Annotated in this window: 9 protein-coding genes; all 9 read left to right on the plus strand. The window is 36.5% G+C overall.

Annotated features, from left to right (window positions below; translation table 11 throughout):
- Nucleotides 1-365 precede the first annotated feature (365 nt).
- The 9 genes from C7Y69_RS17925 to C7Y69_RS17965 all read left to right on the plus strand — a co-directional run bounded on the left by C7Y69_RS17925 (nucleotide 366) and on the right by C7Y69_RS17965 (nucleotide 9,814).
- On the plus strand, nucleotides 366-1,490 hold the full coding sequence (locus tag C7Y69_RS17925) for a glycosyltransferase (protein WP_126873681.1): 1,125 nt from the start codon (nucleotides 366-368) through the stop codon (nucleotides 1,488-1,490).
- Between the two features lie 377 nt (nucleotides 1,491-1,867).
- Entirely contained in the window at nucleotides 1,868-2,101 is a 234-nt protein-coding gene (locus tag C7Y69_RS21950) for a hypothetical protein (protein WP_260563671.1), read from the plus strand.
- Nucleotides 2,102-2,154: 53 nt separating this feature from the next.
- Entirely contained in the window at nucleotides 2,155-3,267 is a 1,113-nt protein-coding gene (locus tag C7Y69_RS17935) for a glycosyltransferase (protein WP_126873683.1), read from the plus strand.
- 42 nt (nucleotides 3,268-3,309) lie between these two features.
- Nucleotides 3,310-4,590, plus strand: a complete 1,281-nt coding sequence (locus C7Y69_RS17940) for an O-antigen ligase family protein (RefSeq protein ID WP_126873684.1) — start codon at nucleotides 3,310-3,312, stop codon at nucleotides 4,588-4,590.
- Nucleotides 4,591-4,634: 44 nt separating this feature from the next.
- Complete coding sequence (locus tag C7Y69_RS17945) at nucleotides 4,635-5,744, plus strand: glycosyltransferase family 4 protein (RefSeq protein ID WP_126873692.1); 1,110 nt, start codon at nucleotides 4,635-4,637, stop codon at nucleotides 5,742-5,744.
- Nucleotide 5,745: 1 nt separating this feature from the next.
- Nucleotides 5,746-7,170, plus strand: a complete 1,425-nt coding sequence (locus C7Y69_RS17950) for an oligosaccharide flippase family protein (protein ID WP_126873685.1) — start codon at nucleotides 5,746-5,748, stop codon at nucleotides 7,168-7,170.
- On the plus strand, nucleotides 7,171-8,397 hold the full coding sequence (locus tag C7Y69_RS17955) for a glycosyltransferase (RefSeq protein ID WP_126873686.1): 1,227 nt from the start codon (nucleotides 7,171-7,173) through the stop codon (nucleotides 8,395-8,397).
- Between the two features lie 6 nt (nucleotides 8,398-8,403).
- Nucleotides 8,404-9,048 carry a sulfotransferase family 2 domain-containing protein gene (locus C7Y69_RS17960; protein ID WP_126873687.1) on the plus strand — a complete coding sequence of 215 codons (645 nt, stop codon included), beginning with the start codon at nucleotides 8,404-8,406 and terminating at the stop codon, nucleotides 9,046-9,048.
- A 136-nt stretch (nucleotides 9,049-9,184) separates the two neighbouring features.
- Complete coding sequence (locus C7Y69_RS17965) at nucleotides 9,185-9,814, plus strand: CCXG family PEP-CTERM protein (protein WP_126873688.1); 630 nt, start codon at nucleotides 9,185-9,187, stop codon at nucleotides 9,812-9,814.
- The last annotated feature ends 22 nt before the right edge of the window (nucleotides 9,815-9,836 follow it).

Raw genomic sequence — 9,836 nt, forward strand, 5'->3', positions numbered from 1 at the left:
TACAAAAGTTGAAAGTTATTTCAACAAGGTAAAGCACGTAAACATAATAATACCGATATTTGGCATGGTTCATGTATAGGTTTTTGTAAAGGTTCTGGTAAAGATTCTTGTATGTGCCCATGAATGTAACAGGGATATTCTAGATGGTATTACCATATACTACGGTTTACGCAATAGCGCATAATAAGAACCGGAACAAAACAAGAGCCAAATATTAATCAGAGTATATTCAATTTTTTGTACTGCACATTCGCAAGCTTAAAGTAATGCAGCTTGCTATGTTGTAATTTTACTACAAAACTAAAATCGAGCTGTGCTAAACTTAGCGTTAGCATTTAGTCTAATGACAAGGATAAAGAAGTTTCATGCTAACTAGTAACCGCCCAGTAGTGTTTATTATTAATTCCCTAGAAGGCGGTGGTGCTGAACGGGTAATGGCAAAATTGCTAGCAATCATGGAAGACTACTTTTCACATGCAAACGTGCCTGTTCACCTTGTTTTGTTAGACACGCTGGAAGAAAGTCAGCAGTGCCCTCCTTATGTTACCAAAACAGTACTAACCAGCAATGGCAGCCTTAAAGCTGGTTATCAACAGTTAAAACCGCTACTTAAAACCCTAAACCCCCAAATTTGTTTTAGCTTTTTGACGCGCAGTAATTTCTTGAATATAGCCATAGCAAAATCGTTAGGCTACCGCGCCATTATTAGCGAACGCGTGAATACTACCAGCCATTTGTCGGGTGGTTTAAAAGACGGTATTAGTCGCTTTTTAGTTAAGCTTTTATATAAGCGGGCTGATAATGTGGTGGCAGTGTCTGAAGGTGTAAAAGCCGATTTAATTGAAAACTATGCGGTGCCAGAACCTAAAGTATCATTGTTATATAACCCGTACGATATTGCGCAGCTGCACGAACTTGCAAGCGAAGCGGTAACCGACATTCCTAAAGCCCCATACATTATTGGGGTAGGGCGGTTAGTTAAAAACAAAAACTTTTCACTGTTACTAAACGCGTATGCCAAAGCCGATATTGTCGAAGATTTAGTTATTTTGGGCGTGGGCGATGAAGAGGCCATGCTTAAAGCGCTAGCTAAAACACTTGGCATTGCAGATAAAGTACATTTTTTAGGTTTTAAGCCAAACCCTTACCCGTACGTGGCCAAAGCAGAATATTTTGTTTCAACCAGTAATGCAGAAGGTTTCCCTAACGCCATAGTGGAAGCCATGTGTTTGAACAAGCCGGTAATTGCAACAAATTGCGAATCGGGCCCTGCTGAAATTATTGCCGAACAATACCCTTACCAAGTTTCTGGTGCCAGCGAAGAAAAGAATGGCATACTGTGCGAGTTAAATAACGTACAAGGTGTTGCCGATGCATTGGTGTTATTCAAAGGTAGTGCTAACAGAGCGCGTTACGTTGAAAAAAGCCAAGCGTGCGCGCAGCAGTTTTCTTATGCCGCATTTTTGCAGAGAGTTACCGACATACTTTAGTTGAACATAACAGTAGTACTTTCAACCGACAAGGAGAATGTACATTGATTAGTTGCCGAGATGAATATAAGCGATACTTAAGGGAAGACAAAATAGCGTTAAATTTAAACTTTTCTTTACTAAATTGGCTTACACACGACATTTGGCGATACCAACGAAGTTTAAGGTTATTAGAATACTATACCAACTGTAAGACGGGTCCTCTTAGTAAGGTTTTCACGAAATTCTTATTACTTAGACACCGTGGCTTGGGAAGAAAACTTGGATTTTCTATTCCGATAAATACATTTGAATATGGTTTATCTATTGCGCATGCAGGAACAATAGTCGTTAACTCGAACGCAAGAGTAGGGCCTTACTGTCGAATTCACGTCTGTGTGAATATTGGCGCAGATATTAAAGATGGAAATCTGGCCCCTAAGTTGGGCAGCAATTGTTATATTGGGCCAGGTGTGAAGATTTACGGTGATATTCAAATTGGCGACAATGTTGCTATGGGGGCTAATGCTGTAGTTAATAAAAGCTCTAGTTCGAACTGTACAATAGCAGGAGTCCCAGCAAAAAAAATATCAGATGTAGGGCCTATTGAATTAAGATCGGTGGGGCGTTAATACATTCAATTTATAAATTGGATTTAGATATTAGAAGTAATAGGTAGGCACAAGTGGGTAATGAAAAATTGAAAGTTGCTGTAATTCATCCAGAAGCAGGGGTGTCTTCAAGTGGGGGCTCCCAGTTAAATGCAATCGAACTTACAAACGCTTTCAGCGAAAGCTTTGACGTGAATCTACTTAGCGCTAAAGCTTGTAGTAAACATAGTAAAGTCATTCCATGTATTCCAAGATCTACAGTTAAGAATTGGCAAAAAAACAAGCTTGTAGATCGTTTTTTGACACTGTTCTTTAGTTACCCGGGTCTGTTTATTGAGTCGGTATCCTCTTTTTTTTCATACACGATTTATTTGTTATTTAAAAAATATGATGTGTTGTACCCTAATAATGATTATGGAGGTTTAGCCACATCTAGTGTCATTAGATCTCTTCGTGGTACTCCCTTTATTTATACTGAGCATGCTGGTTTAAAGGGGGACGGAAAAGTGATGGCTAGAGATTTAAAATTTAAACCTGACTGTTTTATTGTTTTCAATCAGGATATGTACGTCAAAGCAAAGGTTCTTGCTCCCAATCAACGTGTTGAAATTGTTCCTAACGGGGTTGATCTGTCGCGATTTAATCGCATTGGAGAAAAATTTGAACATGGACTGCAGGGAAAAGTTGTATTATTTGTTGCCTCACTTGTAAGAGGTAATCTTAAAAGACTTGAACTCACTATTTCCGCAATTGAAAAAATGGATGATGTTTGTCTGCTAGTGTGCGGTAGTGGTCAAGATAAGCCGTATTATGAATCATTTGCAAACAAGCTTATAGAAGATTCTAGATTCAAAATCGTATCGGTCGACTTCGATGAAATGCCTAATGTTTACCGCGCAGCCGATGTTTTCACTCTACCATCTAAAGATGAACCTTTCGGTAGAGTATATTTAGAGGCTATGGCGTGCGGTCTTCCAGTAGTTGCAACCGATGATTCAATGCGAAGGCAACTTGTTGGTGAGGCAGGATACGTCTGTGAAGTAGAAGACGTAGATAAATACTCCGAATCATTACAGAAAGCTTTAGATCGCGATTGGGGAGATTTACCGATTCAGCAGGCAGAAAAATATAGTCTAACGAGCGTGGCCGCCCAATATGAAAAAATTATTAGAAGTGTAGCCAAGTAAGAGGTAAACCGTGATTACTATTCTAACTTACTGGGCGATTTAATGTTTGAAATAATAAAAGTAGCTGTTGCGCTAGTAAGTATCATTTTGGTATTTCGTGTAATAACACAAGACTGCAATAAGTATCTGGCTTTTGCTGTATTAGCAATTTGGTTAAGATATTTTTCTTCCGCTTTTCATGATTTTACCTATTCTCCAATAATTGCTGGCTTTTCAATTAATGCATTAATTTCTATTTGTATCGCTGGCCTAGGCCTATTAGTAATTCCTAAATCAGTTTTAACTTTAAAAAAGCTTATTTCATTCTATTTTTTGTTCGCGGCGATTGCAGTGAGTGGCTTTGTTAATATGGAAATAACGGGAACGATAAATGTATTAGTTAAGTGGTGTTATTTTCTCGTTTTGGCTGCATGTATCTTCTTATCGATAAGAATACAGGGAAGAAATACTACTTTCAGAAAGTTACTAGTCGTTTTTTTTATGCCTGTAGTACTTCAGGTATTATCTATAATGCTGGGGCATGTCAAAGCGACAGAAGCTGACGGGTCTGCTAGTTATATCGGTGGTTATAGCCATGAAGCCGCATTTTCAATGATAATAGTTGCCTTTATCTTTACGATTGGCTTGATTGAAAGAAACCATCTTAAATTTAGGACGTCACTCTTCACAATAGCATTTATTCTTCTAGTTTTAGTTAACTACAGAACTGCTATTCTCACAGTTCTACCACTGTCTGCTGTCTTTTATTTCACATTAGTTGAACAACGGTTGAAGCCGACACAAAAAGCACCTGTTTTAACCATAGTTGCAATGTTTTTATTCTTAGTTTTTGTTTCTCTCTCGATTACCATGCAGGAGAGATTTGCAGATGTAGGTTATTTAGTTACAAATTTAGATTTGATTTTTAAAGCGCCGGAGTATTTCACAGAAAACGAACAAGATATTATGTCAGCGAGAGTTTATATATGGAGTAAATATATAAATGAATTTATTAATGCGAATTCAATAAATATGATTTTCGGTTTTGGTCCCGAATCTTGGAGTAAAAAGTTTACGTTATATGCTCACAATACTTACGTATCAAATTTATATGAATTAGGTTTGATAGGCTTTGTCTGCTTTCTTTTAATGTTAGTTAATACTCTAATTCTTGGTTTCTCAATGAGAGAAAGAAGGCTAGCAAAAATTGTTGGTTTTTCAATTATTGGCTTCGCGACTATGAACATCGCTACAATGCCACTGTGGAACATAGAGGGTTTGATATTTTTTGCTGTCATAGTGGGTACTATTTTTGCGTCTAAGAGTAGTTCAAACGCTATATAAAGTTGAAAATAGATAGACCATGAGATAAAAAGAGTATGAAAATTATGAAAATATGTGCTATCGGATTGCGTGGAATACCTGAAATAATGGGTGGAATAGAATCTCATTGTCAACAGCTCTACCCACGATTAGTAAAGCAAGGCATCTCAGTGACAGTATTGGCTCGTTCTCCATACGTCGACCAAAAAAGGTACAGTTACGAAAGTGTAGAAGTTCGAAGTGTTTGGGCAATGAAAAGTAAATTTTTAGAAACTTTTCTGCATACTTTCATTGCAATTTTTTATGCGAGGTTATGGATAAAACCAGATGTTGTGCATCTACATGCAATTGGCCCCGCATTATTTACACCTCTAGCTAGAGCTTTAGGTATGAAAGTTATTGTGACTCATCATGGAGCAGATTATGATCGTCAAAAATGGAACGCTATAGCTAAATTTATCCTCAAACTGGGTGAGAAAATGGCTATTCTTTTTGCGAATGAGCTAATAGTAGTCGGAAATTCACTTACAGATAAGTTGAAATTAGAGAACCCATCAAAAGCCTTTAAAATTTCATATATTCCTAATGGAATGTTACCTGGTTTTGCTGGTGATATACCTGAAAGTAAATTACCAACAGATCTTGGATTAGATAAAAAAAGTTATATTTTAACGGTAGGTAGGCTTGTACCCGAAAAAGGCTTTCACGACCTAATAGATGCTTTCAACAAAGTAAACACAAACTTAAGGTTAGTTATTGTAGGTAAAGCTGATCACCAAGATTCTTACTCTAGTGGTTTACTTCAGCAAGCTTCAGATAAGGTTTTGTTTGCTGGACGAAGAAGTGGGGCTGAATTACATGCTTTGTATAAACACGCAAAAGTGTTCGTTTTACCTTCCTATCATGAGGGCTTGCCTATTGTTGCTTTAGAAGCAATAAGCGCCGGCACATCTGTTCTTTTAAGTAATATATCACCTAATTTGGATATTGAAGCTCCAGAAGATAGCTATTTCGCTGTAGGCAATATAGATCAATTATCTAAAAAATTAGAAATCATTGACACCCTAAACCTTCAATTAGATCAGGCTTCTTTTTTGAACAAATTTAATTGGGATAAAATCGCAAACGCTACATACAGAATAATTTTGAAATATAAGTACAAGTCTGAGGTCTAAATTGGGAAAGCTGGTAAGTGCAACGAAATGGACAACAGTAGCAACCATCGTCAATATAATACTGACAATGGTTCAGCTTGCATACCTTGCAAGAATTCTTTCACCAACGATTTTTGGTCAGTTTGCAATTGTAAATTTAGTAATTGAAATATTTGTTGCATTTGCGTTAGGTGGAATATCGAACTTTCTACTTTACAAGAGAGATGCGGACCAAGCTACGTCTAACGCAATTTACTTTTTAGCTTTAGGAATTGGAGTGTTGTTTAGTGTACTGCTGTACGTTTTAACACCTTTTATTGCTTCTCATTTGGGTTATGGCGATATTATCCAAGAGTTGAAGCTAGCAACTATTTTGTTAATTATTTCGTCTCTTTCATCTCAATATCAAGCCTTGGGAATGAAGAATTTTGAACATAAAAAGATAGCTCTTATTGATATAATTGCCAAATGTGCTTCATTTTCTTTTGCTCTCATTACAAGTGAACTTGAACTTTTATGCCTCGTTGGAGCTGTTGTCGTTTATCAACTAGTAAAGCTGCTAGGACAGATGCTGTTTCTGGGCAAGCATGTCAATTTATCATTCAGTGTAAATAGTGCGATTTATCGTGAGGCCTTTTCATATGGAATATTTGATTTTGGCTCCCAGGCACTTAATATTGTAAGAAAGCAATTGGATATCATGATTTTAGCGGTAACATTGCAAACCAATGAACTTGGCGTGTACCACGTTATAAAACAACTTGCTAGCCGGCCAGCTCAAGCTTTACAGCCAATTATAGGGAAAGTTGCACTCCCAGCATTTTCAGAAGTCAAAGCTCAAAAAGATAAACTGAAAAATGTATATCAAGACTTTTATCTACTACAACTTACAATATTAGCATTTATTTATGCACCTATAATAGTTGCTTCTGAGTTAGTATTGGGCGTTTTTTTCGGCACAGAGTATATGCAGCATGAGGTTGTCCTATCCTTACTTGCAGCTTTTTGGTTTATACGTATAGCTACTTCTAATTTAATAGGCCCACTAGTGCAGTCGACAGGTTTGACCAAGAGAAATTTCTTATGGAATATATATCTAGTTATTCCTAACTCAATGGTTATTTACTTCTCATCTTTACTTGGTGTTGAGGCACTTTTAATCGCAATGGTTGTTTTTCAAATGATGCTGTTTCCTCTAGTTAATTTTTATTTTATCAGCTACATAGCGGGAGTAAGCTTCTCATATTCTTTGAGAAAAATGCTGATCATAATGGGGGCGATGATAATGCCTTTGTTTGTTTTTTATACGTTTGTTGTTCCATTTATTTCTGATAAGTATTTTTTTCGAGAGGTATCAATCGCTTTGTGTTCAGTACTACTTATTACCATTGCTTTTATAATCTCTAAAGATATACAAGTTTCGCTAAAAAGAATGAAAGGCTTTTAAATGAAAATTGAACAAAAAGATGTAGTTTTTTATGTCCGAAACTTTCCTGTGCTATCAGAAACATTTGTATTTAACCAAGTGAAAAGTCTAGTTAATGCTGGGTTGAAAGTTGAAGTGTTGTCAGTTAATCCAGTAAATGATGACAATGGTATGTTGACAAAATTGTTCGGCGAACACTGGAATAATAACGTTAAATCTATCCTTCCAAAAACTAGCAAATTGTTCTTTAATTTCTATTCCATACTAGGGTTATTTAGTTGCATCTTTATTAAAAAACGTTCTAATTTAGTAAAATTATATTTCGACTTGATATCGAAAGGTCAATTTTTCTGGGCTAAAGATTTAATGGCGCAAGTCTGGTTTGCAAGAAGGTTAGATACAGTGGCCCAATGCTGCGTCTCACATTTTGGCAATAATGGCGTAATTTTGGATCAGTTAAGAACTGCCAACATAATAAAGGTCAAAAATCTTTTTACCATTTTCCATGGCTATGAGATAAGTAGGTATGATCAGCTACATATTTGGGGAAAGTATTACGGGTCTTTGAAAGGCAGCTACCTTCCGATAAGTAAGCATTGGAAAGAAAAGCTAATTGAACTGGGTGCGTGTGAAAAAAATATTAGAGTTCTACATATGGGTGTAGATATAGAAAAATTTAATTTTGAGGATAAGCGTTTATCCACTCCCCTGCGAATACTTTCAGTTGCAAGAGCTACAGAGAAAAAAGGTCTTAGATATGCTATCGAGGCTGTTCTGAATAATGAAAATGAGAGCCACTACCGGATAATTGGCGGGGGAACGCTTCTTGAAGAGCTAAAACAACAAGTTACTGAGCACCCCCATAAACATCGCGTTGAGTTTTTAGGGGCACAACCTTCTGATGTAGTTGCATCAGAGTTAAAAAGAACTGATTTATTTTTATTGCCCTCTGTTCAAGACCGGTTTGGCGATAAAGAAGGCATTCCTGTATCACTAATGGAAGCGATGGCAAGCGGTGTCTTAGTTCTTTCAACACATCACAGTGGAATCCCCGAGTTAGTTTTGGATGGGGAAACTGGCTTTTTAGTTCCCGAAAAAAATAGCTTAGAAATAACAAATACTATAAACAAAATTAAGGATAGCACTAACTTAACAAATATCAGATTGTCAGCAAGAAAAAAAATAGAAAGTGAATTTAACGAAAACACTTTAAAAGACGAATTGATCGAATTGTTGAGTAAGGAGTGAAGCATTATGTTTGGTATTAAGACTGCAATGAAAAACACTGCAAGGGGATATGCTAATATTTACCCTTACAGAAGATATATGTGTAAGCACAATTGTATATTTATCCACATACCTAAAGCAGCAGGAACAAGTGTTCTACATGCTCTTTCTGGTACAAAAAAACATATTCAAAGAGACCATTGTAGTGCATTTAACTTTATTAGCGCTGATAAGTATCGTTTTGACAGAAGTTTTAAATTTGCATTTGTTCGAGAGCCAATAGATAGGCTTCAGTCAGTACATCGTTACTTATTGTCTGGTGGCAATGGAACCAATAACAAGATGTTGAGTAGTGAAATCCAACAAAGCTACTCAGATTTCGATAAATTTGTAATGAATTACTTAGATGAAATGAGATTACATACAGAGGTTTTATTTAGGCCTCAATTCAGTTTTCTCTGTAATGAAAGATATGAATCTCTAGTTGATTTCATTGGCAAATACGAAACTATAAACGCGGATTTTGACTTTATTAGAGATCGATTAAATTTAAAAACTAGCCTACCTCTGTCCAACGTATCAAAAGTAGAAAGCAATAATGTGGTAAGTACAGCAACGATAAAGAGAGTTAAGGAGTTATACGCAAAAGATTTTGAGCTCTATGAATACTAAAAAGTGTCAGATTTTTTTACTGCCTTTATCCGATGCAATATAAATTCTATATAATTCAGCGTCTTAATATTTGGCATAAAGTTTGCTTTCTATAGGTTAGACGGATTATTTTAATTTCAGATGAGGCATTTTAAACATGAGTAAAAAATTTGTAGCACTTTCTAGTGTTTTTTTGATGTTATGTAGTTTTGCATCTCAAGCTGCATTAATTACGTATTCTTACGCTAATTTAGACAGTAGCTTTGATGCTTCTGACAGTTTACTTGACTACTATAATAGCCAAACTCCAGTCGCTTCAATGACCGTAAGCGAATTTGACATGGAAGGTACTTTTGATGATTCAATCATGAAGGTTACCTTTAGTTTTGATTTAGCATCAGATGTTCTGTTTGAAACGTTTGCAGGTTTAGATGCTGGTTTTGGTGCAGAGATATACGTAAATGGAGTTCTAGGTTTTGACTCTTCTGACGATCTTTGGTGGAGTAAAAAATGGAATAGCTCAGACGTAGTATCTTTTGAGCAATTCTTGAGCGCTGGCACAAATACAATTGATGTTGTTTGGGCAGAAGAATGTTGTGGCGGTTTGAGCAGCATCGCTTTCTCAACACCTTTGAATGGTGGTGACCTTACTCTTCTATCACTTTCGTCTTTAGGCGATATTGAAGCCTCTGCACCTTCAGCTCCTGTCAGCGTGAATGCGCCAGGCACGGTAGGTGTTTTAGCAATCAGCTTGTTGGCAATAATTCGTCTACGTAAAAACATCTAATATAGTGTCCGTCCGGTAATCC

This window comes from Alteromonas sp. KS69 (genome assembly GCF_003989595.1).
GTDB lineage: Bacteria > Pseudomonadota > Gammaproteobacteria > Enterobacterales > Alteromonadaceae > Alteromonas > Alteromonas naphthalenivorans.

Excerpts from the sequence above, each read along its gene's own strand:
- C7Y69_RS17945 (WP_126873692.1), top strand. The coding sequence starts at position 4,635 with ATGAAAATATGTGCTATCGGATTGCGTGGAATACCTGAAATAATGGGT.
- C7Y69_RS17955 (WP_126873686.1), top strand. The coding sequence starts at position 7,171 with ATGAAAATTGAACAAAAAGATGTAGTTTTTTATGTCCGAAACTTTCCT.
- C7Y69_RS17925 (WP_126873681.1), top strand. The coding sequence starts at position 366 with ATGCTAACTAGTAACCGCCCAGTAGTGTTTATTATTAATTCCCTAGAA.
- C7Y69_RS17960 (WP_126873687.1), top strand. The coding sequence starts at position 8,404 with ATGTTTGGTATTAAGACTGCAATGAAAAACACTGCAAGGGGATATGCT.
- C7Y69_RS17940 (WP_126873684.1), top strand. The coding sequence starts at position 3,310 with ATGTTTGAAATAATAAAAGTAGCTGTTGCGCTAGTAAGTATCATTTTG.
- C7Y69_RS17965 (WP_126873688.1), top strand. The coding sequence starts at position 9,185 with ATGAGTAAAAAATTTGTAGCACTTTCTAGTGTTTTTTTGATGTTATGT.